This is a genomic window from Streptomyces sp. NPDC059477 (assembly GCF_042749375.1).
GTDB lineage: Bacteria > Actinomycetota > Actinomycetes > Streptomycetales > Streptomycetaceae > Streptomyces.
Genome location: NZ_JBHYUG010000018.1, coordinates 89,068 through 110,842, shown reverse-complemented (window position 1 = coordinate 110,842; position 21,775 = coordinate 89,068). Strand labels below are relative to the sequence as shown.

At 71.3% G+C, this 21,775-nt stretch carries 20 protein-coding genes; 13 read left to right on the top strand and 7 right to left on the bottom strand.

Annotation, left to right across the window (positions count from 1 at the left end; genetic code table 11):
* Positions 1–55 precede the first annotated feature (55 nt).
* The 8 genes from ACFXAZ_RS12695 (at position 56) to ACFXAZ_RS12660 (ending at position 9,099) form a co-directional block, all read left to right on the top strand.
* The gene (locus tag ACFXAZ_RS12695; protein ID WP_384588630.1) at positions 56–709 is read left to right on the top strand and encodes an SCO family protein; all 654 of its coding nucleotides are present in this window, start codon (positions 56–58) and stop codon (positions 707–709) included.
* A complete protein-coding gene (locus tag ACFXAZ_RS12690; protein WP_384588608.1) occupies positions 706–1,188 on the top strand; it encodes a copper chaperone PCu(A)C in 483 nt (160 codons plus the stop codon). The genes ACFXAZ_RS12695 and ACFXAZ_RS12690 overlap by 4 nt, the downstream gene beginning before the upstream one ends.
* A 13-nt stretch (positions 1,189–1,201) precedes the next feature.
* Complete coding sequence (locus ACFXAZ_RS12685) at positions 1,202–3,166, top strand: copper resistance CopC/CopD family protein (RefSeq protein ID WP_384588605.1); 1,965 nt, start codon at positions 1,202–1,204, stop codon at positions 3,164–3,166.
* A 9-nt stretch (positions 3,167–3,175) separates the two neighbouring features.
* On the top strand, positions 3,176–4,603 hold the full coding sequence (gene efeB, locus ACFXAZ_RS12680; RefSeq protein ID WP_384588602.1) for an iron uptake transporter deferrochelatase/peroxidase subunit: 1,428 nt from the start codon (positions 3,176–3,178) through the stop codon (positions 4,601–4,603).
* Between the two features lie 149 nt (positions 4,604–4,752).
* Complete coding sequence (gene pheA, locus ACFXAZ_RS12675) at positions 4,753–5,685, top strand: prephenate dehydratase (protein ID WP_384588599.1); 933 nt, start codon at positions 4,753–4,755, stop codon at positions 5,683–5,685.
* 732 nt (positions 5,686–6,417) lie between these two features.
* The gene (gene serS, locus ACFXAZ_RS12670) at positions 6,418–7,695 is read left to right on the top strand and encodes a serine--tRNA ligase (protein ID WP_384588596.1); all 1,278 of its coding nucleotides are present in this window, start codon (positions 6,418–6,420) and stop codon (positions 7,693–7,695) included.
* Positions 7,692–8,498, top strand: coding sequence for an HAD family hydrolase (locus ACFXAZ_RS12665; RefSeq protein WP_384588593.1), 807 nt, complete (start codon positions 7,692–7,694; stop codon positions 8,496–8,498). Before serS ends, ACFXAZ_RS12665 begins: the two co-directional genes overlap by 4 nt.
* A gap of 178 nt (positions 8,499–8,676) precedes the next feature.
* On the top strand, positions 8,677–9,099 hold the full coding sequence (locus ACFXAZ_RS12660; RefSeq protein WP_384588590.1) for a hypothetical protein: 423 nt from the start codon (positions 8,677–8,679) through the stop codon (positions 9,097–9,099).
* Between the two features lie 371 nt (positions 9,100–9,470).
* On the opposite strand, the gene ACFXAZ_RS12655 is transcribed toward ACFXAZ_RS12660, so the two are convergent.
* From ACFXAZ_RS12655 to ACFXAZ_RS12635, 5 genes are all read right to left on the bottom strand, one after another.
* The gene (locus ACFXAZ_RS12655) at positions 9,471–9,740 is read right to left on the bottom strand and encodes a hypothetical protein (protein ID WP_384588587.1); all 270 of its coding nucleotides are present in this window, start codon (positions 9,738–9,740) and stop codon (positions 9,471–9,473) included.
* Between the two features lie 146 nt (positions 9,741–9,886).
* Positions 9,887–10,606, bottom strand: a complete 720-nt coding sequence (locus ACFXAZ_RS12650; RefSeq protein ID WP_382682476.1) for an ABC transporter permease — start codon at positions 10,604–10,606, stop codon at positions 9,887–9,889.
* 10 nt (positions 10,607–10,616) lie between these two features.
* The gene (locus ACFXAZ_RS12645) at positions 10,617–11,528 is read right to left on the bottom strand and encodes an ABC transporter ATP-binding protein (RefSeq protein WP_384588584.1); all 912 of its coding nucleotides are present in this window, start codon (positions 11,526–11,528) and stop codon (positions 10,617–10,619) included.
* Complete coding sequence (locus ACFXAZ_RS12640; RefSeq protein WP_384588582.1) at positions 11,525–12,430, bottom strand: ABC transporter permease; 906 nt, start codon at positions 12,428–12,430, stop codon at positions 11,525–11,527. The genes ACFXAZ_RS12645 and ACFXAZ_RS12640 overlap by 4 nt, the downstream gene beginning before the upstream one ends.
* Positions 12,420–13,415 carry an ABC transporter ATP-binding protein gene (locus ACFXAZ_RS12635; protein ID WP_384588627.1) on the bottom strand — a complete coding sequence of 332 codons (996 nt, stop codon included), beginning with the start codon at positions 13,413–13,415 and terminating at the stop codon, positions 12,420–12,422. The genes ACFXAZ_RS12640 and ACFXAZ_RS12635 overlap by 11 nt, the downstream gene beginning before the upstream one ends.
* A gap of 295 nt (positions 13,416–13,710) precedes the next feature.
* Here ACFXAZ_RS12635 and ACFXAZ_RS12630 point away from each other — a divergent pair, with 295 nt between their 5' ends.
* The 5 genes from ACFXAZ_RS12630 to ACFXAZ_RS12610 all read left to right on the top strand — a co-directional run bounded on the left by ACFXAZ_RS12630 (position 13,711) and on the right by ACFXAZ_RS12610 (position 18,740).
* Complete coding sequence (locus ACFXAZ_RS12630; protein ID WP_384588624.1) at positions 13,711–15,471, top strand: SDR family oxidoreductase; 1,761 nt, start codon at positions 13,711–13,713, stop codon at positions 15,469–15,471.
* A gap of 207 nt (positions 15,472–15,678) precedes the next feature.
* On the top strand, positions 15,679–16,227 hold the full coding sequence (locus ACFXAZ_RS12625; RefSeq protein ID WP_384588579.1) for an RNA 2'-phosphotransferase: 549 nt from the start codon (positions 15,679–15,681) through the stop codon (positions 16,225–16,227).
* 150 nt (positions 16,228–16,377) lie between these two features.
* Positions 16,378–16,824 (top strand): hypothetical protein, encoded by a 447-nt coding sequence (locus tag ACFXAZ_RS12620; RefSeq protein ID WP_384588576.1) that lies wholly within the window; start codon positions 16,378–16,380, stop codon positions 16,822–16,824.
* A gap of 43 nt (positions 16,825–16,867) precedes the next feature.
* On the top strand, positions 16,868–17,770 hold the full coding sequence (locus ACFXAZ_RS12615; RefSeq protein WP_384588573.1) for an LLM class flavin-dependent oxidoreductase: 903 nt from the start codon (positions 16,868–16,870) through the stop codon (positions 17,768–17,770).
* Between the two features lie 79 nt (positions 17,771–17,849).
* Positions 17,850–18,740 (top strand): Cof-type HAD-IIB family hydrolase, encoded by an 891-nt coding sequence (locus ACFXAZ_RS12610; RefSeq protein WP_384588570.1) that lies wholly within the window; start codon positions 17,850–17,852, stop codon positions 18,738–18,740.
* A 44-nt stretch (positions 18,741–18,784) separates the two neighbouring features.
* On the opposite strand, the gene ACFXAZ_RS12605 is transcribed toward ACFXAZ_RS12610, so the two are convergent.
* Positions 18,785–19,831: a peptidoglycan DD-metalloendopeptidase family protein gene (locus tag ACFXAZ_RS12605; protein WP_384588567.1), complete on the bottom strand. Its 1,047-nt coding sequence runs from the start codon at positions 19,829–19,831 to the stop codon at positions 18,785–18,787.
* Positions 19,832–20,094: 263 nt separating this feature from the next.
* Positions 20,095–21,738, bottom strand: coding sequence for a GAF domain-containing sensor histidine kinase (locus tag ACFXAZ_RS12600; protein ID WP_384588621.1), 1,644 nt, complete (start codon positions 21,736–21,738; stop codon positions 20,095–20,097).
* Between the last annotated feature and the right edge of the window lie 37 nt (positions 21,739–21,775).

Here is a 21,775-nt window from a genome sequence, read left to right as displayed (position 1 = left end):
GGCCCGTACGGCCCTGCCGCCCACCGGCAACTCCATCCAGAGGAAATCTCTCTCCATGCGCAAGAACACCCTCGCCGCGGCGGCCCTCCTCGCCGCGGCCACCCTCACCCTCTCCGCCTGCGGCAGCGGCGACGACTCCGGCTCGCCGATCTCCGTGGTCTCCGAGGAGGCCCCCTCGGACCAGGCGGCGACCGTGCTCGACAAGCCGTTCGAGAAGCCGGATCTGGTGCTGACCGACACCCAGGGCGAGCCGTACGACTTCCGCGCGGAGACCGCGGGCAAGCCGACGCTGATCTACTTCGGCTACACCAACTGCCCCGACGTCTGCCCGCTGACCATGAACAACATCGCGGTCGCCAAGCAGCAGCTGCCGCAGGACCAGCAGGACGAGCTGCGGGTCGTGTTCGTCACCACCGACCCCGAGCGGGACACCGCCGAGGCGCTCGGCGAGTGGCTCAAGGGCATCGATCCGCAGGTGATCGGGCTGACCGGCGACTTCCCCACCATCCAGGCGGGCGCCCGCACGCTCGGGATCTCCATCGAGGCGCCCACCGAGGACAAGGACGGCAAGGTCATCTCCACGCACGGCACCCAGGTCATCGCGTTCTCCCCGAAGACCGACGGCGGCTATGTGCTCTACGGCGAGGACGCCACCGTCGACGACTACACCAAGGACCTGCCCAAGCTGATCAAGGGGGAGAACCCGTGAGGCTCCCCGGGAGGCGTACGGCGACGGCCGCCGCCCTGCTGACCGGCGTACTGCTCCTGACCGGCTGCGGGTCCGGCGACGGCTCGGCGGGCGACGGCGGATCGGCCGGCGCCGAGCTGTCCGTCTCCGGCGCCTATATGCCGCAGCCCGTGTCGGACTCCATGGCGGCCGGTTTCCTGACCATCTCCAACAGCGGCGGGGAGAAGGCCGAGCTGGTCTCCGTGACCAGCGATGTCGGCGAGGTCACCGTGCACGAGACGGTCGAGGGCTCGATGCGCGCGGTCGAGTCCCTCGCCGTCCCGGCGGGCGGGGAACTCGCGCTGAGCAGCGGCGGCAACCATCTGATGTTCGAAAAGCTGACGCGCAAGCCCTTGGAAGGCGAGAAGGTCGCCGTGAAGCTGCACTTCGCGGGTCTCTCGCCGGTCGACGTCGAGATTCCGGTGAAGGCGGCGACGTACACCCCCGCGTCCGGCCAGTGAGGGAAGGACCACCTTGAGGTACTCCATCGCCCCCCGTCTGCGGAGCCTGGTGCTGCTGCTCGTGGCGGTCACCGGCGCGCTGTTCCTGGGCGCCGCACCGGCCTCCGCCCATGCCGCGCTGACCGGCAGCGACCCCCAGCAGGGGGCGGTGGTCGACCAGGCCCCGGCCCAGGTCTCGCTGACCTTCTCCGAGCCGGTCTCCGCCCCCGAGGGCAGCCTGCGCGTCCTCGACCCCAAGGGCGCACGCGCCGACACGGGCGTGCCGGACAACACCGGCGGCACCACCTACGTGGTGAAACTGCACGCGGGCCTGCCCGACGGCACGTACACCGTCACCTACCAGGTCGTCTCCGCCGACAGCCATCCCGTCGCGGGCGCCTACACCTTCTCCATCGGTGCCCCTTCCGCGACCTCGGCCTCCGTCGAGGGGCAGAACAACGGCGGCGGGGTCGTCGGCGCGCTGTACGACACCGGGCGGTATGTGTCGTACGCCGGTTTCATCCTGCTGGCCGGTGGCGCCGCCTTCGTCCTCGTCTGCTGGCAGCGCGGGTCCGGGGTGCGGGCCGTGCAGCGGCTGGTGGTCTCGGGGTGGGTCGCGCTGACCGCGGCGACGCTGTGGCTGCTGCTCCTGCGGGGCACGTACACCACGTCCGGCAAGGTCGGGGACATCTTCGATCTGGACCTGCTCGGCGAGGTGCTCCAGACCAAGACCGGCGCCGCCCTGGTCTCCCGGCTGCTGCTGCTCGCCGCCGCCGCGCTGTTCATCGCCGTGCTCTTCGGGGCGTACGACAAACGGGAGGACGCCGAGAAGCGGGATCTGACCCTCGGGCTGGCCGTCGGCGGCGTCGTGGTCGCCGCCGGGCTCGCGGCGAGCTGGGCGATGGCCGAGCACGCCTCGACCGGCATCCAGACCGGTATCGCGATGCCGGTGGACGTGCTCCATCTGCTCGCCGTCGCCGCCTGGCTGGGCGGCCTGTGCACGCTGCTCGTCGCGCTGTACCGGGCGCCCGCCGAGACGCCCCTGGACTCCGCCGCCGTCCACCGCTTCTCCCAGGTCGCCTTCGGCAGCGTGGTCGTCCTGGTGGTGACCGGCGTGTACCAGTCCTGGCGCCAGCTGGGCTCCTGGGCCGCCTTCACCGACACCGGCTACGGCCGGTTGCTGCTGGTCAAGCTGGGGCTGGTGGCGGTGCTGGTGGGCATCGCGTGGCTGTCCCGCCGCTGGACGGCCGGGCTGGCGGAGGTGCCGGCCGGGGGCGGGGGGCGCGCGAAGGAGACGGTGCGGGCGGCGGGGGCGGCCTCCTCGTCCTCGTCCTTGTCCTCGTCCTCGTCCTCTTCATCGTCTTCCTCTGCTTCATCGTCCTCCCCGGCTTCATCGGCTTCGTCCTCGTCATCCGGCGACAGCAAGCGGGCCGCGCAGCTCGCCCGGCAGCGGGCCGCCACCGAGACGGCCACCCGGAAGCGGCTGCGGGACGCCGACCCCCAGCGCTTCGGGCTGCGTCGCTCGGTGCTCGCCGAGGCCGGGGTGGCCGTCGTCGTACTCGCCGTGACGACCGCGCTGACCTCGACCGAACCGGGCCGTACGGAGCTGGACGCCAAGGCCGCCGCGGCTTCCCCGGCCGCCTCGTCCCCGGCGACCGGGGCGGTGACGCTCGACCTGCCGTTCGACACGGGCGGCGAGGACGGCAAGGGCGTCGTACGGGTCGACATCGATCCCGCGCGGGTCGGCGCCAACGACGTGCACGTATATGGCGAACGGCCCAACGGACGGGCCTTCGACCTTCCCGAGGTGAAGCTCGCCTTCACCCTGAAGTCCGAGGACATCGGGCCGCTGCCCATGGTCCCGGACCACATCACCACCGGGCACTGGTCGGCGAGTGGGGTGCAGATCCCCACAGCGGGCGAGTGGGAGATCGCCGTGACCGTACGGACTTCCGACATCGACCAGGTGACCGTCTCCAAGAACGCGCAGATCGGCTGAGCACAGATCATGGCTGACCACACGGCTGACCACAGGACGGACGACAAGGCGGGAGGCGACAAGCCGGGAGGCAACGAGACGGGAGACGGCAGAGCTGACGGCAGAGCTGAGGCCAAGGCCGACGGCAGGACGGCCGACGGGGCTGACCAGTCCGTACCCGGGGCCCGGACGGAAGCGGCCCCCCTCCCGGACGGCACCGCCCCGAAGACCCGCCCCCAGGGTGGTTTCTCGCGGCGGACCCTCCTCGGCACCGCCGGTGCCACCGGGCTCGTCCTCGGTACCGCCGGAGGAGCCGTCGGCTACGCCTCCGCGCCCGCCGCAGCGACCCCGCTGACCTCGGTCGGCGCCGAGGAGGCGATGTTTCACGGGAAACATCAGCCCGGCATCACCACGGCCATGCACGCGTGCGGTCATCTCGTCGCCTTCGACCTGGCGGCGGGCGCCGGACGCAAGGAGGCCGCCACGCTGCTGCGCCGCTGGTCGGAGACGGCCCGCCGGTTGATGGCGGGCGAGCCCGCCGCCCAGGGCGACACGGATGTGGCCCGTGACGCCGGGCCGTCCGCCCTCACCGTGACCTTCGGTTTCGGGCACAGCTTCTTCGGGCGCACCGGCCTGGAGCAGCAGCGGCCCGCCTCGCTCGACCCGCTGCCCGACTTCTCCTCGGACCAGCTCGACAAGGCCCGCAGCAACGGTGATCTCTGGGTGCAGATCGGCGCCAACGACTCCCTGGTGGCCTTCCACGCCCTGCGCGCGATCCAGAAGGACGCGGGCAGCGCGGCCCGCGTCCGCTGGCAGATGAACGGTTTCAACCGGTCGCCGGGGGCCACCGCCCGGCCCATGACCACGCGCAACCTCATGGGGCAGATCGACGGCACCCGCAATCCGCAGCCGTCGGAGGCCGACTTCGACGAGCGGATCTGGGTGCCGGGCACACCCGCCAAGGACCCCGAGTGGATGGCGGACGGTTCGTACGTCGTCGTACGCCGGATCCGCATGCTCCTCGACGACTGGGAGCGGCTGCCGGTCAAGGACCAGGAGGACGTCATCGGGCGCCGCAAGTCCGACGGGGCGGCGCTGTCCGGGGGGACCGAGACCACCGAGATGGAGCTGGACAGGACGGACGCCGAGGGCGGTCTGGTGGTGCCGATCAACGCGCACGCCCGGATCACCCGGCCCGATCAGAACGGGGGTGCGGCGATGCTGCGGCGGCCGTTCTCGTACCACGACGGCTTCGACGCCGACGGGGTGCCGGACGCCGGGCTGCTGTTCGTGTGTTTCCAGGCCGATCCGCTGCGTGGCTTCGTACCGGTGCAGCGGAAGCTGGACCGGGGGGACGCGTTGTCGGCGTTCATCCGGCACGAGGCGAGCGGGCTGTTCGCGGTGCCGGGGGGCGCGGTGGAGGGGGGGTATGTGGGGCAGGGGTTGCTGGAGGGGTGACGGGGGTTGTCGTGGGGGTGGGTCGGGGACCGCTGCGGGGCGTGAGGGGGGTCGCTGCGGGGCGTGAGGGGAGGGTGAGGGGGCTGGGGCCCGGGTGGCCGCCATGCGACCGGTCACCCCCTCCTCCCCGGGCCCATTAGGGTGAGGGCATGCCAGCGAGCTATGCGTATCTCGGTCCTGAGGGCACCTTCACCGAAGCCGCCCTGCGGACGCTTCCGGAGACGGCCACCCGGGAGCTGATCCCGTATGTGTCCGTGCAATCCGCGCTGGACGCGGTGCGCGCGGGCGAGGCCGAGGCCGCGTTCGTGCCGATCGAGAACTCCGTCGAGGGCGGCATCACCACCACCCTGGACGAGCTGGTCGCGGGCGAACCGCTGATGATCTACCGCGAGGTGCTGCTGTCGATCGCCTTCGCGCTGCTGGTCCGGCCCGGTACGACGCTGTCGGAGATCAAGACCGTCTCCGCGCACCCGGCGGCCCAGCCCCAGGTGCGCAACTGGCTCAAGCGGAACCTCCCGGACGCGCACTGGGAGTCGGCCGCCTCGAACGCGGACGCGGCCCGGCTGGTCCAGGAGGGGCAGTACGACGCCGCCTTCGCGGGCGAGTTCGCCGCCGCCCGGTACGGCCTGGAGGCGCTGGAGACCGGGATCCACGACGCGGAGAACGCGCAGACCCGGTTCGTGCTGGTGGGCCGCCCCGCCCGGCCCGCGGCGCCGACCGGCGCGGACAAGACGTCGGTGGTGCTGTGGCAGCGCGACGACCACCCCGGCGCGCTGCGTGATCTGCTCGGCGAGTTCGCCAGCCGGGGCATCAACCTGATGCTGCTCCAGTCCCGCCCGACCGGCGCCGGCATCGGCAACTACTGCTTCTGCATCGACGCCGAGGGCCATATCTCCGACCGCCGGGTGGCCGAGGCCCTGACCGGGCTGAAGCGGATCTGCCTCCAGGTACGGTTCCTGGGCTCGTACCCGCGTGCGGATGTGACGGCCGCGGATCTCCGGGCGCCGCTGCCCGGGACATCGGAGGACGAGTTCATGGCGGCGGCGGACTGGGTCGCGCGCTGCCAGGACGGTCGGTTCTAGAACGCGGGGTCGGGCTGTACGGGGCCTTGCGGGGCCTGCCGAGTTCCTCCGAGTTCCGCCGGGTATCACCGGGGGCTGCCGGGTCGGTCGGGTGTCACCGGGTGACACCGGGTGGGCCTGACCCCACCGGTCAGTCCCCGCTGTCACACCCTTCGCACCCGTGGCACCCACCACACCAGCCACGCCTGCCACACTCACCACACCAGTCCTACCTGCCGATTTTCGTTATCCACAGAAGTTATCCACAGGTGGGCTTCTCGACCTGGGGACAAGTCGACACTGCGGTGCGAGTCGGTCGACAAATCGCCCTACGGACCCCCGATTCGTCCACCGACGGGCAGGTCACCCTTCGTCCACTGTTTTCCCTCGGGCAACTCTTGAGAGTTACTCATTTCCACTCGAACGTGGGCTTAGGTGAGGTTTCAACCGGGAATCCCGGAGGTCGGCCGGACGATTCGGAGTGATCAATTCCAACGTCCACAGATCTTCCACACAGCCTGTGGATAACTTCTCGCAGGCGTGGACTCCTGTGGACAACCGAACCGCCAAGTCCCTTTCCCCGCAAGGAAATCCGGTCAACCGGGCACCATCGGGGTCCCCCGTTCCAGGGAAGGGTGGCGACTTTCCTTGACACAAGCGGCAATTCCCCCATAACCGTATGTAACAGCTCGTAAGTCACACCGCCCCTTTATGGGTCGTGAGCCGTCCTCGCACACCGGTAGCCTGGAGCGCGTGATTGACCTTCGCCTGCTCCGTGAGGACCCCGACCGTGCGCGCGCCTCCCAGCGCGCCCGTGGAGAGGATGTCGCGCTCGTCGACTCCCTCCTGGCCGCCGACGAGCGGCGCAGGTCCTCCGGCGTTCGCTTCGACGAGCTGCGCGCCGAGCAGAAGCAGCTCGGCAAGCGGATCCCCAGGGCCACCGGCGACGAGAAGGCCGAGCTGCTGAAGCAGGCGAGCCAGCTCTCCGCGGACGTCAAGGCCGCCGACGCCGAGCGCGACGCCGCCGCCACCGAGACCCAGGAACTCCTCGTCCAGCTCTCCAACCTCGTCCACCCCGACGTGCCCGTCGGCGGCGAGGAGGACTTCGTCACCCTGGAGACGCACGGCACGATCCGCGACTTCGACGCCGAGGGCTTCACCCCCAAGGACCATCTGGAGCTGGGCACGCTGCTCGGCGCCATCGACGTCGAGCGCGGCGCGAAGGTCTCCGGCTCCCGCTTCTACTTCCTCACCGGCGTCGGCGCCCTGCTGGAGCTGGCCCTGGTCAACGCGGCGATCGCGCAGGCCACGGCGGCCGGCTTCACCCCCATGCTGACCCCGGCCCTGGTCCGCCCCCAGTCGATGGCGGGCACCGGCTTCCTCGGCCAGGCCGCGCAGGACGTCTACCACCTCGGCAAGGACGACCTCTACCTGGTCGGCACCTCCGAGGTCCCGCTCGCCGCTTACCACATGGACGAGATCCTCGACGCCGACCGCCTCCCGCTGCGCTACGCCGGCTTCTCGCCGTGCTTCCGCCGCGAGGCCGGCTCGCACGGCAAGGACACCCGGGGCATCTTCCGCGTACACCAGTTCGACAAGGTCGAGATGTTCTCGTACGTCGCCCCCGAGGACTCCCAGGCCGAGCACCAGCGCCTGCTGGACTGGGAGAAGCAGTGGCTGACCTCGCTGGAGCTGCCGTACCGGGTGATCGACGTGGCCTCCGGCGACCTCGGCGCCTCCGCCTCGCGCAAGTTCGACTGCGAGGCGTGGATCCCGACGCAGGGCAAGTACCGCGAGCTGACCTCGACGTCCGACTGCACCGAGTTCCAGTCCCGCCGGCTCTCCATCCGGATGCGTGACGGCAAGACCGTCCGCCCGCTGGCCACCCTCAACGGCACCCTGTGCGCCGTACCGCGCACGATCGTCGCGATCCTGGAGAACCACCAGCAGGCCGACGGCTCCGTCCGCGTCCCCGAGGTGCTGCGCCCCTATCTGGGCGGCCGGGAGCTGCTGGAACCGGTGGCCAAGTGAGCGCCGCTCCCCTCGCCTACCGACTGATCGCGACCGACCTCGACGGAACGCTTCTGCGCTCCGACGGGTCGGTCTCCGGCCGCACCCGTGAGGCGCTCGCCGCCGCCACGGAGGCGGGCGCCGCGCACATCGTCGTCACCGGCCGCGCGGTCCCCTGGACCCGCTCCATCCTCGACGACCTCGGCTACCAGGGCCTCGCCGTCTGCGGCCAGGGCGGGCAGGTGTACGACGCCGGAGAGCACCGTCTGCTGACCTCCGTCACCCTGGACCGGCAGCTCGCGGCCATCGCCCTGGCGAAGATCGAGGCGGAGGTCGGCCCACTGTTCCTGGCGGCGAGCCGGGACGGCCTGGACGGCGATGTCCTGATCGGCCCCGGATACGCCCTCCACGGCAACCTCCCGGCCGTCGCCTTCACGGACGTGTCCGATCTGTGGACGGCCCCGCTGAACAAGATCTACATACAGCACCCGCAACTGTCGGACGACGAACTCGCCGAGGCCGCCCGCCAGGCCGCCGGCGGTTTCGTCAGCGTCGCCATGGCCGGTGAGGGCGTCGTCGAACTCCTCCCCCTGGGCCTCTCCAAGGCGACCGGGCTCTCCCTCGCCGCCCGCCGTCTCGGCCTGAAGGCCGGCGACACCATCGCCTTCGGCGACATGCCCAACGACGTCCCCATGTTCGGCTGGGCGACCCGGGGCGTAGCCATGGCCAACGCCCATGCCGAACTGAAGGCCGTGGCCGACGAGGTGACCTCCTCCAACGACGAGGACGGCATCGCGGTGGTCCTGGAACGCCTGCTGAGCTGAGCGGGACGGTCGTACCGGGTTGAGCGGGGCCGACTTGTGCAGGGTTGAGCGGGGTCGGTTGTGCAGGGTTCAGCGGGCCTGGTCGTGTCGGGTTGAGCCGATCCGGCCCTGCGGGGCCGAGGCGCCCCGGTCGCGCCGGGTTGAGACGGGCCCGGCCCTACGGCTACGTTCGCCCGTCATGCGATCACGTGAGTACGACCTGGACTTCCGCGACCGTGCCGGGCGGATACGGGCCTGGGGTCTCGCCCTGCTCGTGGTGGCGGGGGTGCTGTGGACGTGGTGTGCGGTGCTGCTGGTCACGCCGTACTCCGCCGACCGCCACCCCGACGACAAGTACCCCGACGACTGCGAGTCCCGCCTCTTCACCGTCCGCGGCACAGCCAACGAGGGCATCCAGAGCGGCGACCACTGCGCCAACGAACGCGACTGGCCCGAGATCGTCACCCTCCTCGGCCTCTCCCTCCCTGTCTCCCTCACCGGCGCCGCCCTCTTCACCACCGGCTCCCTCCGCCGCCGGCTGAGCGCCCACGCCGAGGCCATGCGAGAACTGGACCGCATCGCGGACGCGAGAGAACAGAGGGAGGCGGCGGAGGGTTCTTGAGAGGAGGGCGATCACTCGTCAGCGGGCGCCACCCCCAACGCCCCAGGGGCGCGGGGAACCGCGCGACCAGCCCCCACCCACCCGCACCAAACCAATCCCCCCGGAGGGGTGGGCGGTCCACGCAAAGCCCCCCGGCCTCACGTGCTCGAAGCGACCGCCCCAGGAGCCGAACACACTGTCGTGCAGGGACATCGCCCGGCTCCACCCCCGTCCCTGGCGCGGATCCGATCCGGCATCCTGGGCACGAACCACTGTGCCGGTACGGCAAGTTGGACGCCACCGAATTCCGATGCGGAAGGGTCAGCACGAGGCGGCACCAAGTCGGCACCGGCACGGCACCCGGGCCACACCCCGGCGGACAGCCGCCCCCACTACTCCCGGCGCCACCTGCGCCGACGCCCCTTGCTGAAGAACCACCCCGCGGGCGGCTCGTCCGAGCGCCACGGCTGCGGCTCCGGCGCCTTGCGGCTCCACCGGGCGGCCAGCATCCGGGCGCGGGCGGACGGCTCGGTCGTCCCGGCGGAGTGGATGAACTCCTCGTCCAGGACGAGGTCCTCGTCCCAGTCCCCCTCGGGGTCCCCGGCGCGCTGCCCGGCACGGTCACCGTCGTGGTCGCCGGTGGCCGGCGTCTTGTCTGCCATCCCCGTTCCTTCCCGACGTGCGTCCCCCGTGGACTCAGGCGTACTTTTCGGGACATCTCCGTTGTCCCGTCCCGCCAGTGTGCCTCGGTGCCGGTGAAGCCCCCGTCAAGAACGGGAGCCTCACCAGCGGCCCCGCGAGGGTGCTGTCACTCCTCCCCGGCGAGCGTCAGCGTGCGCAGCTTCTGCCCGGCGTACCAGGTGGCGAGGACGGTCACCGCGACCAGCAGGACCGTCGCCGTGGTCAGGCTCACGTCCGAGGTGACCAGGTCACCGCCGGAGACCTTCTGGGCGACCGCCAGCGACCACTGCTGGACGCTGAGGGTGCGCGCGCCCGGCACCAGGGAGCCGAACAGCGCCTCCCAGACCAGGGCATAGACCAGGCCGAACACCACCGCGTGCCGGGAGACCGTGCCCAGCAGCAGGAACAGCGCGGCGTACGCGATCGAGGCGACCAGCGCGGCCACGGTGTAGGCGATGGCCACCTGCTGTCCGTTGCCGTTGAGGATGTATCCGGCGATCAGGGTCGGCAGCGCCGAGAAGACCATGGTCACGGCGATCGCCACGATCAGCTTGGTGAAGATGATCGTCGGCCGCTTGATCGGCTTGGAGAGCAGATACACCACCGAGCCGTCGTCGATCTCCGGGCCGATCGCGCCGGTACCGGCGATCACGCCGATGAGCGGCACCATCGTGGCGAGCGCGAGGCCGCCGAGCAGGTCGCTGGTGGTCTGGTCGTCGGTGCCGACCAGAGCGCGCACGATCACGGCGATCACGATCAGCAGCATCGGCAGCGCGCCGAGGATCAGGGCCCGGCGCCGGCCGAGCAGCGCCCGGTAGGTGAGCCGGGCGACTGTGGGGTCGTACATCTTGGGCCTCCTACGCCGCGACGAGATACGAGAACACGGATTCGAGCGACTCGTCGGACGGCGAGACCGTGTGCAGACGGATGCCGTGGTCGCGGGCGACCCGCGGCAGCAGGGCGGTGAAGCGGCCGAAGTCGACGGCCTGGATACGCAGCGCGCCCTCGGCGAGGTCGACCTCGATGCCGGATGTCGACGGGTCGGCGATCAGCGCGGCGGCCAGCGCGCGGTCGTCGCTGGAGCGCACCAGATAGCGGTGCGGCCGGTCGGTCATCAGGCGGCGGATCTTGCGGAAGTCACCGCTGGCCGCGTGGCGTCCGGCGACCACGACCTCGATGTGCCAGGCGAGTTGCTCGACCTCTTCGAGGATGTGGGAGGAGAACAGGACCGTACGGCCCTCGTCGCCCATTCTGCGCAGCAGGTCCATCAGTTGCATCCGCTGGCGGGGGTCCATGCCGTTGAAAGGCTCGTCGAGCAGAAGCAGCGAGGGCTCGTGGACCAGGGCGGACGCCATCTTCACGCGCTGGCGCATGCCCTTGGAGTAGGTGGCGATCTTGCGGTCCTGGGCGTACTCCATGTCGACGGTGGCCAGCGCCCGCTGCGCCTCCTTGTCGCCCAGGCCGTGCAGTTCGGCGTTGGCGACGACGAATTCGCGGCCGGTGAGGAAGTCGTACATCGCCTCGCGCTCGGGGACGACGCCGATGTGCCGGTAGATCTGCTCGTTGCGCCAGACCGGCTCGCCGTCGAGGGTGACCGTGCCGGTGGAGGGGGCCAGGAAGCCGCCCATCATGTTGATCAGGGTGGACTTTCCGGCGCCGTTGGGGCCGAGCAGGCCGGTGACGCCGGGGCCGATGGTCATGGTGATGTCGTTGACGGCGACCACATTGCCGAACCAGCGGGAGACATGGTCGATGGAGAGCGTGGTCACAGTCCGGCCTTTCGGTAGCGGCGCATCAGGAGGCCGTAGCAGGCGGCGATGAAGCCCAGGACGGCCAGGACGAAGACCACGCCCTCGCCCGCGGAGGGGCCGGTGCCCCCGGGGTACGCAGAGTTCGCGCCGAGGAACGCGGTCTGTACGCCGTCGATCAGGGTGATCGGGGAGAACAGCCCGATCCACGGGACGGCCTCGGTGCTGCCCTGGACCTCGGCGATGGACTGGAGGGTGGAGACCGCGCCGTAGGAGATGGTCAGGACGGCGATGACGGCGGCGATGCCGAAGCCGCGGCGCGGGGTCACCGAGGCGATGACCAGGCCGAGGCCGGCGAACAGCAGTGAGAGCAGAGCCACGGAGACGAGTCCCTGTGCGAATCCCTTGGTCTGGTCGGCGAAGTCCAGCTTGGCCAGCAGAGCGCCCACGTACAGCACCAGCAGCGGGGCGGCGGTCAGGACGAACAGCGCGGAGGCCAGCGCCGCGAACTTGGCGCGCACGTAGTCGGAGGTCTCGATCGGCCGCGAGAAGTACAGCGGGACGGTCTTGAAGCGCAGGTCGCGCGACACCGACTGGGGCGCCTGCGAGGCGACGTACAGGCTGATCACGGCCTGCATCACGATCGCGTAGCGGGTGTAGTCGAGGGGGAGTTCCTTGGCGTTGGTGGCGACGGCGACGGCGACCATGATGGCCGCGGGCACGCACATCACCACGAACAGCAGCATCGGCAGCACCTTGGACTTCACCGAGCGGCCGAGGCCGTAGGCGCCGCGCAGGGACTGCGAGTACAGCGAGCGGCGGGCGTAGGCCCGGCCGAGGCGGGGGCCGTCGTAGTTGCGGTATCCGATGTTGTGGATACGGGTCTGGTCGCCGGGCGGGGCGACGGGGTGCTCAACTGCCATGGCCGACCGCCTCCTTCCGCTCGCTCCGGGGCACGTCGGCCGTGTCCGCTGTGTCTGCCGCGTCGTCCTTGAAGACCTCCGCGATGTGGTGCCGGCGCTGCTCCATGCGCACCAGGCCGAGGCCGAGGTCGGCCACCAGGTCGCGGACCACGTCGTATGTCTCCTCGCCCCGCGCGGTGAGCAGCAGGGTGTGGCCGGCGCCGGGCAGGCCGCTGCCGTCGTGGACCTCCAGCCCGCGGGCGGTGAGCGCCTCGCGCATGGTGCGCGTGCCGTCGGGGTGGGTGTCGGTGTCGGTCACCTCGATGGCGAGGGTGGTGGTGATCTGGGTGAAGTCGGTGGTGGAGCTGGAGCGCAGCAGCTTGCCGCCCTCGACCACCACCACGTGGTCGCAGGTGCGCTCCAGCTCGCCCAGCAGATGGGAGGTGACCAGGACGGAGATGCCGAAGTCGGTGTGGATGCGGCGGATCAGGCCGAGCATCTCGTCACGGCCGACCGGGTCGAGGCCGTTGGTCGGCTCGTCGAGGAAGACCAGCTTCGGGTCGTGGACCAGCGCCTGGGCGAGTTTGACGCGCTGCTTCATGCCCGTGGAGTAGCCGCCGATGGGGCGGTAGCGCTCCTCGTACAACCCGACGTGGCGCAGGGTGTCGGCGGTGCGCTCGCGGGCGGCGGTGGGCGGGAGGCCGGACATCCGGGCCATGTGCACGACGAACTCGGTGGCCGAGACGTCGGGCGGCAGGCAGTCGTGCTCCGGCATGTAGCCGACGCGCTCGCGGATGTCGGCGCCCTTTGTGGCGACGTCGAGGCCGAGCACTTCGGCGCGGCCCTCGGTGGCGGGGGACAGACCCAGCAGGATCTTGATCAGTGTGGACTTGCCGGCTCCATTGGCTCCGACGAGTCCGGTCACACCGGGCCCGACGTCCACGGAGAGCCGGTCAAGAGCGGTCACCCTGGGGAACCGCTTGCTCAGGCTTTCGGTCGCGATCACAGTCACAGGTACGAACATAGTGATACGGGCCACGCCGGTCGTCAGACCGGAGAGCCGTCTTCTCCTCACTCTGGAGTAGTAGGGGATCCCTAAGGTCCCCCTGAAGGGGGGCCCGGCCCCACCCCGAGAGGGCCGCCCGAGAGGCCGGGGAGCGACCGGCCGGCACAGCCCTTGTTGACGCGTGGTCCAACGACTGCGAGATTCGGCGAAGCCAGGTGACGACCACGCACCGCGACCGGTGGACGGGGATTCCATGACGACAGCGGGAGGAGAAATGACGCTGGGCGACGGGGGCATGGCCTCCCTCGAAGGGGCGCGGGAGCGCCGGGTGGCGACCGGCGGCGTCGAGCTGTGCGTCGTGGAGCTGGGCGACGCCGCGGCGCCGACAGTCGTCCTGGTGCACGGATACCCGGACAGCAAGGAGGTGTGGTCGAAGGTCGCCGTCCGGCTCGCCGGCCGCTTCCATGTGGTGCTGTACGACGTGCGGGGCCATGGCCGCTCCACGGCGCCGCAGCCGCTGCGGGGCGGGTTCACGCTGGAGAAGCTCACGGACGACTTCCTGGCGGTGGCCGACGCGGTCAGCCCGGACCGGCCGGTGCATCTGGTGGGGCACGACTGGGGCTCGGTGCAGTCGTGGGAGTTCGTGACCGTTCCGCGCACCGAGGGACGTATCGCCTCTTTCACGTCGATATCGGGCCCGTCGCTCGATCACTTCGCCCACTGGATCGACCGGCGCCTGAAGCGTCCCACCCCGCGCCGGGTCGGCCAGCTCCTCGGCCAGGGCGCCAGGTCCTGGTACGTGTACGCGCTGCATACGCCCGTACTGCCGGAGCTGGCCTGGCGCGGTCCGCTCGGCAGGCGCTGGCCGAAGTTCCTGGAGCGCGTCGAGCAGATCCCAGGCGACGACTACCCCACCCCGTCACTGCCCCAGGACGCCGCCCACGGCGTCTGGCTGTACCGGGACAACGTACGGCGGCGGCTGGGCAGGCCGCGCCCCGACGCCTACGCGCGCGTACCGGTGCAGCTCATCACGCCCCTGGGCGACGCGTTTCTGTCCGCGCGGCTGTACGACGATCTGGAACGGTGGGCTCCGCGGCTGACCCGCAGGACGCTGCCCGCCAAGCACTGGATCCCGCGCACCCGGCCCGACCAACTGTGCGCGTGGATCGAGGAGTTCGTCACCGGAGTCGAGGGCGGTCGGGCCACCCCACAGGAGGCCACCGGCCGCCACGCCGACCGATTCGGCGGGCAGTTGGTGCTGGTCACGGGCGCGGGCAGCGGCATAGGGCGGGCGACGGCGTTGGCGTTCGCCGAGGCGGGCGCGCGGGTGATCGCGGTCGACCGGGATGCCGAAACCGCCGCCAGGACCGCCGAGATGGCCCGGGCGATCGGCGCGCCGGGTGCCTGGGCGAAGACGGTCGACGTCTCCGACGAGCAGGCCATGGAGAGGCTCGCGGAGGAGGTCGCCACCGAGCACGGCGTGGTGGACGTGCTGGTCAACAACGCCGGTATAGGGCTGTCCGGTTCGTTCTTCGACACCACCACGGACGACTGGCGCGAGGTCCTGGGCATCAACCTCTGGGGCGTGATCCATGGCTGCCGCCTCTTCGGCAGGCAGATGGCCGAGCGCGGACAGGGCGGCCAGATCGTCAACATCGCCTCGGCGGCGGCCTATCAGCCGTCCAAGGTGCTGTCCGCCTACGGCACCACCAAGGCGGCCGTACTGATGCTGAGCGAGTGTCTGCGGGCCGAACTCGCGGGCCGGGGTATCGGAGTCACCGCGGTGTGCCCCGGCCTGGTCAACACCAACATCGCCTCCACGGCCCACTTCGCGGGGGTGGACGCGGAGGAGGAGAAGCGCCGCCGGAAGCGCACCGCGCGGCTGTACGGGCTGCGCAACTACCCGCCGGAAAAGGTCGCCGACGCGATTCTGCGGGCCGTGGTGCGCAATGAGGCGGTGGTCGCCGTGACGCCAGAGGCGCGTGGGGCGCGCCTGCTGTCGCGGGTGATGCCGAGGGCACTGCGGGCGCTGGCGCGGGTGGAACCACCCATATAGGGCGGCGAGTTGGGGAACTCCGATTACTCGCACCCGATTTCACCAAATCACCTGCATCCGTGCCTTCTTCGCGAAAGCCATGGAAACGAAGGGTGGTTGTCCACAGAACCGCCAATTCGCCTGTGGATAACTACAGTTGGTTGTGGATCAAACCTGGGACCGCAAAATCATATGCGTGATTCAGGTCTCGCCCGGCACCCTGGTGCGATGGATGAAAGACGCACGGTGAAGGTGTCGAAGTACCTCTCCAAGCACCTTCGCCATCAGCCGGACCGGATCGGGCTGGTCCTCGACGAGGGCGGCTGGGTCGAGATCGACGCGCTGATGGCCGCGGCGACGGCCCATGGCTTCCGGTTCACCCGCGAGGAACTGGACCAGGTGGTCGCCACGAACGACAAGAAGCGGTTCGCGATCGAGGACACCCGCATCCGCGCCAGCCAGGGCCACAGCGTCGACGTGGACCTCGGCCTCCCGCCGGCCACCCCACCGCCGTACCTCTACCACGGCACCGTCGCCCGCCATCTGGACGCGATCCGCGCGCAGGGGTTGCGGCCGATGAACCGGCACGACGTGCACCTGTCGGCCGACCGGGAGACCGCCACGCGCGTGGGGGCGCGCCGGGGACGGCCGATCGTACTGGCCGTGGACGCCGGGGCCATGCACGGTGACGGCCATGTGTTCCACGTCAGCGCGAACGGGGTGTGGCTGACGAAGGGGGTACCCCCGGAGTATCTGCGGTTCCCCGGGACGCGGTGACGGCGGCGCTGACGGCCACGGTGAGGGCCACCGTTCTGCGGCTTCCGGTGCCCACCGACGGTCGCGGCGACCTCCGTACGCCCTGAACACCCGAGTACCCGGAAACACCGACGGTCGCGTCAGCCGCGCTCTTCGTCGCATGATCGTCCTATGGACCACCTCCCCACCACCGAGGCCGCCGTCACCGCCCTCCGGGCCATCGCCGCGGAGTACGCCCGTGAGATCCAGGTCAGCCATGACATCGGCGCCGACCAGACCTCGCGGCGCAGCGCGTCGGGCGTCGGCGTCACCACCGACCCGGATGGTTCGCTGCCGCACGAGGCGTACGCCGAGTTCGGCGGCTCCCCCGTGGTGGACGTCCGGCTCTTCCCCGACGACGACGCGCTGATCAAGGTGGAAGGCGTGGAGTTCCACGACATCCCGCGCGACGAGGTGCCCGGCTTTCTCCGCTCGGTCTTCGGCGGCCTGGCCTATGTCAAGGGCCGCTTCTTCCCGCCCGGCTACTTCCTGATCGTGCCGCTGCCCGGCGACCGCACCTACAAGCAGGCGGTCACGATGATCAGCCTCACGCCGTGGCTGAGCGGACGCGTACGGTGACTGTTTCACGTGAAACAGGCCCCGGCCGCTTAGGCTCGAAGGCATGAGCCTGCACCTGAGCACCGTGATCCTTCCGTATCGCCGCTGGCAGGAGGGGGGTCGGGCGCCCTGGGAGCGGGCCGAACAGCTCGGGTTCCATACCGCGTACACCTACGACCATCTGTCCTGGCGCAGCTTCCGCGACGACCCGTGGTTCGGTGCCGTGCCGACGCTGACGGCCGCCGCCGGAGTCACCGAGCGGATGCGCCTGGGCACGCTGGTCACCTCGCCGAACTTCCGGCATCCGGTGACCCTCGCCAAGGAGCTGATCTCGCTCGACGACCTCTCCGGCGGACGTTTCACGCTCGGGATCGGCGCCGGGGGCACCGGCTTCGACGCCACCGCGCTCGGGCAGGAGCCATGGACGCCGAAGGAGCGTGCCGACCGGTTCGGCGAGTTCGTACCGCTGCTCGACCGGCTGCTCACCGAGGACTCCGTCTCGTACGAGGGCAACTACTACTCGGCGCACGAGGCCCGCAACATCCCCGGGTGTGTGCAGCGCCCGCGGCTGCCGTTCGCCGTCGCCGCGACCGGGCCGCGCGGGCTGCGGCTCGCCGCCCGTCATGGGCAGGCGTGGGTGACCACCGGGGACCCGAAGCTGTTCGAGAACGGCACCCCGGAGCAGTCGGTACGGGCCATCCGGGAGCAGGCCGAGCGGCTCGCGGACGCCTGCGCCGAGCTGGGCCGGGACGTGACCGGGCTGGACAAGATCCTGCTCACCGGGTTCACCCCGGACCGGCAGCGCCCGCTGGAGTCGCTGAACGCGTTCGTGGACTTCGCCGGGCGCCACCAGGAGATCGGCTTCACCGAGATCGTGATCCACTGGCCGATCCCGGACACGGACTTCGCGGCGGACGAGAAGGTCTTCCAGCAGATCGCGATGGAGGCGGTGGCACAGCTCGGGTAGCGGCCCTGTCGGCCGGTGTCCGCCCAGGTGGGGCGGCCAGGAGGCGGATGCGTCGACTCCTGGCCGGTCGTACTGGCATATGCGCGACAATGGCCCGGTGACCTCAGCGACTCGACAGCCCGACATCCCGGCCGCCGCCGCGCCGCCCCGCCTGATCGCCACCGACCTCGACGGCACCCTGCTGCGCGACGACAAATCGGTCTCCCCACGGACCGTCGCCGCCCTCGCGGCGGCCGAGGAGGCGGGCATCGAGGTCTTCTTCGTCACCGGTCGCCCCGCCCGCTGGATGGACGTCGTCAGCGACCATGTCCACGGGCACGGCCTCGCCATCTGCGGCAACGGCGCCGCCGTCGTCGATCTGCACGGCGGGCCGGGCAGCCACCGGTTCGTGAAGGTGCGCGCGCTGGCACGGGAGAACGCGCTGGACGCCGTACGACTGCTGCGGGACGCGGCGCCCGGCACGGTGTACGCGGTGGAGCAGACGTACGGCTTCAACCAGGAGCCCGACTACCCCAAGCTGCACATGGAGATGCCGGACGCGCTGGCCCCGGCCGAGGAACTGCTGGCCGGGGGCGCGCAGGGGGCCGCCGAGCCGGTGCTCAAGATCCTCGCGTACCACCCCACGATGGACCCCGACGCCTTCCTCGCCGTCGCCCGGCTCGCCCTCGGCGACCGCGCCAACGTCACCCGCTCCAGCCCCAGCGCGCTGCTGGAGATCAGCGGCCCGGGCGTCTCCAAGGCCAGCACCCTCGCCCTGTGCTGCGCCGAGCGCGGGATATCGCCCCGGGAGGTCGTGGCCTTCGGTGACATGCCCAACGATGTCGAGATGCTGACCTGGGCCGGACGGTCGTACGCCATGGGGAACGCCCACCCGGACGTCATCGCCGCCGCCTCGGGACGCACGGTCGCGAACAACGAGGACGGGGTGGCCGTGGTGATCGAGCGGATGCTGGCCGAGCGGGTGGGGTAGCGGCCCGCCACCCCTTTCTGCCTCTGCCCGCAGGCCGGCGCGTCTCACAGCCCCACCCCGCGTGCCCCGAGCCACGGCATCGGGTCCACGCCCGAGCCCAGTTCCGGGGTGACCCGTACCTCGAAGTGCAGGTGCGGCCCCGTGGAGTTGCCGGTCGTGCCGGCCTGGCCGATCCACCGGCCCGGCGCCACCCGTTCGCCCTGGTCGACCGCGACGGACGCGAGATGGGCGTACTGCGTGTAGTAGCCGCCGGGATGCTGGAGCACGACCTGGATGCCGAAGGCGCCGCCGCAGCTCACCCGCACCACCCGGCCCGCCCCGACCGCCCGCACCGGCGTGCCGATCGGCACCGCGAAGTCCTGCCCGGTGTGCCGGTTGGCCCAGCGCGCCCCGCCGCTGCCGAACCCGGCCGACAGTTCGTACGTCTCGACCGGCGCCACCCACTCCCGCGCGAGCCGCTCCTCCGGCTGGTCCAGCTGCACGGCCCCCCGGCAGCTGCCCGCGGCGGCGGACGCGTCGGCCTCACCCTGCAACCGGCTGCGCGCCCGCTCCAGCCTCGTCTCGATGTCCTGCTCCAGCTCGGCCAGTTCGGCGGTGTGCTCCTCCAGCTCCCGCCAGGCCGCCGCGGCCCTCGCCTCGTCGGCGGCGAGCCGTCGCTCCGCGCGGACGCTCTTGTCGATGGCGTTGCCGACGGCCGTGTTCGTCTGGGAGAAGACATGCTGATTACGCATCAGCTCCTCCGGATTGACAGCGAGCAGGATCCGCGCGGCCGTCGGCAGCCCGCCGCCGTCGCGGTACTGGGCGCGGGCGATCCGCCCCAGATCCTCGTGGAGCACGGCGATCTCCCGCCGCCGCTCGTCCAGCAGCCCCTCCAGTCGCCGGGCCTGCGTCCGCAGCCGCTCCGCCTCGCGCCTGCCCTCCTCGTACCGCCGGGCCGTGTCCGCCGCGTCCTCGTACAACCGGGCCACCCGCGCGGCCGTCCCACCGTCCGCGCCGCCGCTCTCCGACGGCCCGGTCGGCCGGGCCGCGAGCACGGCGGCGGCACACAGCAGCACCGGAACGAGCAAGGGACGGCGACGAAGTGAGCGCATGTCAGCGATCGTGGCCCGCGCGGGCGCACGGCCGCATGTTCACGTCGTACGGGTGGGGGACGGGTTGCTGCGGACGGGTGCCCCGGTCGGCGTGTCGGTGCCGGTACGTGCCGTCCGTGCCTGTCCGTGCCTGTCGGGGCCTGTCGGGGCCTGTCGGGGCCGGTGCGGGGAAGTTGGCGTGCGGGGGGGGCGCCACGAGGACCGAGTGCGCCACCGGAACAGCGCGAGGCATCGCCGAGCAGCCGCAGAGGAGACGACCGGTCCTAGTACGGCGCCTCCCACACCACCGTCGTCCCGCCCCCGTCCGCCCCGATCCCCGGCCCGTACCAGCTGGCGCCGCCCAGGGACTCCGCACGGAGTCCGAGGTTTCTCAGGCCGCTTCGCCGGCCGCCCTCGCGGATGCCGACGCCGTCGTCGGCGACCGTGAGGCGGACACCCGCCCGGCCGTCCGGCAGCCGTACCGTCGAGTCCACGACCACGTCGATGCGTGACGCGCCCGCGTGCCGGAAGGCGTTGGAGAGGGTCTCGCGCAGCGCCGCGATGAGGTTCTTGCCCGTCAGCTCGCCCACCAGGGCATCGACAGGGCCGATGAACCGGTGCCCGGGCCTGAACCCGAGCGGCACGGCGGCCGTGTTGATCTCCCGCAGCACCCGGGTGCGCAGCCCGACCGGCGCCTCGGCCGGGCCCTGCTGGAGCGCGAAGATGGCCGTACGGATCTCCTGGATGGTGACGTCGAGTTCGTCGACCGCCCGGCCCACGCCGTCGCGAACCTCTGGCACCACCGGCCCGCGCTGTGCGCTCTCCAGCATCATCCCGGTCGTGAACAACCGTTGGATTACCAAATCGTGCAGGTCACGGGCGATCCGATCGCGGTCCTCGAACACCGCGAGCCGCTCCCGGTCCCGCTGGGCCTCGGCCATCATCAGCGCGAGCGCCGCCTGCGAGGCGAACTGGATCGCCAGCGTGCGCTCGGTCTCGGTGAAGGGGCGCTCGCCGCGCGCCCGTGGCAGCACCAGGGCGCCGAGGACCCGGCCGTCGCTCTGGAGCGGCAGCAGCATCGTCGGGCCGTACGCACAGGCGAGGTGGGTGACCATCCGGCCGTCGGTGGCGGCGTCCTCGACGAACACCGCCCGTCCGTCGAGGAGTTCGGCGACGATCCGGCTGTCCGGCGGGACGACCAGGCCGAGCGCGCTGGACGCCGCCTCGGAGGCCGCCACGGCGACGACCTCCAGGCCGCCCTCGTCGGCGGGCAGCAGGACGAACCCGGCCGCCGATCCGGACAGTCTGCGGGCCTGTTCGGCGACGACCTGGAGGGCGTCGTCGGCGTCCTGCCCGGACAGCAGCGCGGTGGTGACGGCCACGGACCCGTCGATCCAGCGCTCGCGCTGCGTGGCCGCCTCGTACAACCGGGCGTTGCCGATCGCGATGCCCGCCTCGGTGGCCAGCAGCCGCACCATCCCGAGATCGTCCGCGTGGAACGGCTCGCCGCCGCGCTTCTCGGTCAGATACAGATTGCCGAAGATCTCGCCCTGCACCCGGATCGGGACGCCCAGGAAGCTGTGCATCGCCGGGTGGTGCGGCGGGAAGCCACAGGATCGGGGGTCGGATCCCAGGTCGGCGAGCAGTACCGGCCCGGGGTGGTGGACGAGCGCGCCGAGCAGGCCCCGGTGCCCGTCGGGCAGCCGTCCGATCCGCCGGGCCGTCGCCTCGTCCACGCCGTGGTAGACGAAGTCGACCAGCCCGTCCCGGTCCTCGGCGACCACACCGATGGCCGCATAGCGCGCGTCCGTCAGCGAGACCGCGGTCGTGCAGATCCGGTCCAGCGTCGAATGCAGCTCCAGCCCACTGCCGACGGCCCGCATGGCCTCCAGCAGCCGCGCGACCCGGGGATCGGGGCCACTGGGCAGGTCCCAGGAGGACGCGTCGCCGGGATCCCCGGCATCG

Coding starts and splice junctions, on each gene's coding strand:
- ACFXAZ_RS12695 (WP_384588630.1), top strand. CDS start 56: ATGCGCAAGAACACCCTCGCCGCGGCGGCCCTCCTCGCCGCGGCCACC.
- efeB (WP_384588602.1), top strand. CDS start 3,176: ATGGCTGACCACACGGCTGACCACAGGACGGACGACAAGGCGGGAGGC.
- pheA (WP_384588599.1), top strand. CDS start 4,753: ATGCCAGCGAGCTATGCGTATCTCGGTCCTGAGGGCACCTTCACCGAA.
- ACFXAZ_RS12660 (WP_384588590.1), top strand. CDS start 8,677: ATGCGATCACGTGAGTACGACCTGGACTTCCGCGACCGTGCCGGGCGG.
- ACFXAZ_RS12655 (WP_384588587.1), bottom strand. CDS start 9,740: ATGGCAGACAAGACGCCGGCCACCGGCGACCACGACGGTGACCGTGCC.
- ACFXAZ_RS12650 (WP_382682476.1), bottom strand. CDS start 10,606: ATGTACGACCCCACAGTCGCCCGGCTCACCTACCGGGCGCTGCTCGGC.
- ACFXAZ_RS12640 (WP_384588582.1), bottom strand. CDS start 12,430: ATGGCAGTTGAGCACCCCGTCGCCCCGCCCGGCGACCAGACCCGTATC.
- ACFXAZ_RS12630 (WP_384588624.1), top strand. CDS start 13,711: ATGGCCTCCCTCGAAGGGGCGCGGGAGCGCCGGGTGGCGACCGGCGGC.
- ACFXAZ_RS12625 (WP_384588579.1), top strand. CDS start 15,679: ATGGATGAAAGACGCACGGTGAAGGTGTCGAAGTACCTCTCCAAGCAC.
- ACFXAZ_RS12620 (WP_384588576.1), top strand. CDS start 16,378: ATGGACCACCTCCCCACCACCGAGGCCGCCGTCACCGCCCTCCGGGCC.
- ACFXAZ_RS12615 (WP_384588573.1), top strand. CDS start 16,868: ATGAGCCTGCACCTGAGCACCGTGATCCTTCCGTATCGCCGCTGGCAG.
- ACFXAZ_RS12610 (WP_384588570.1), top strand. CDS start 17,850: ATGCGCGACAATGGCCCGGTGACCTCAGCGACTCGACAGCCCGACATC.
- ACFXAZ_RS12605 (WP_384588567.1), bottom strand. CDS start 19,831: ATGCGCTCACTTCGTCGCCGTCCCTTGCTCGTTCCGGTGCTGCTGTGT.